Annotated in this window: 1 protein-coding gene; it reads right to left on the bottom strand. The window is 60.4% G+C overall.

The window, feature by feature from the left end; genetic code table 11:
- Positions 1-640 (bottom strand): endonuclease III (gene nth / locus HMPREF1627_RS01965; RefSeq protein ID WP_034500690.1); only part of this gene is annotated, 640 nt, incomplete at its 3' end.
- Positions 641-710: the final 70 nt, after the last annotated feature.

The following is a 710-nucleotide window of genomic DNA, read 5'->3' as shown; positions in this document are numbered from 1 at the left end:
AATCGACTTGCGCAGACGGGCAAAGGGGTGCGAGGGCGCAGCTATCGCACTGCGGGGACCGCGCGTGACACACGCGCCGCCCATGCTCGATAAGCCGATGGCACAGCACGGTCCAGTCCTGCCCCGGTAGTGCTTTCGCAATGTCTCGCTCGATCGCAAGAGGCGTCTTGGCGCTGGACCAGCCGAGCCGCTTCGCTAGCCTGCCCACATGCGTGTCCACGGTGATTGTGGGGATCCCAAACGCATTACCCATGATGACGTGCGCCGTCTTGCGCCCTACTCCGGGTAAAGACTCAAGCTCGGACCGCGAGCTTGGAACCTCGCCGGCAAACTTTTCATCCAACGCCTGCGCCATCTGCCGCAACTGGGTTGAGCGCCGATTTTGAAAACCCAAGGGCCGCACTATCTGCGCAATGTCAGCTTCATTCGCATGCGCCATGTCGCGCGGCGCGGGATAGGCAGCAAACAGCGCGGGGGTCACAGTGTTCACCCGCTCGTCAGTGGTTTGCGCAGACAGGATAGTGGCTACGAGCAACTCAAACGCATTCTCATGCACCAGGGCACACTTCGCGTCCGGATACAGGTCGGCCAGTACCTGCGCGACCTCTAAAGGCTGACTTTTGGTTTCTTGAACGCTCATACCTAGAGCATACAAACCGCGGAGTTTAGCGCCTGGCAAACGTGCGCCACATGCGCCAAATCGTGAAGGC

Origin of the sequence: Actinomyces sp. S6-Spd3 (genome assembly GCF_000758755.1) — a bacterium.
GTDB lineage: Bacteria > Actinomycetota > Actinomycetes > Actinomycetales > Actinomycetaceae > Pauljensenia.
The sequence above is the reverse complement of the archived record's forward strand: the minus strand, read 5'-3'. Positions and strand labels throughout refer to the sequence as shown.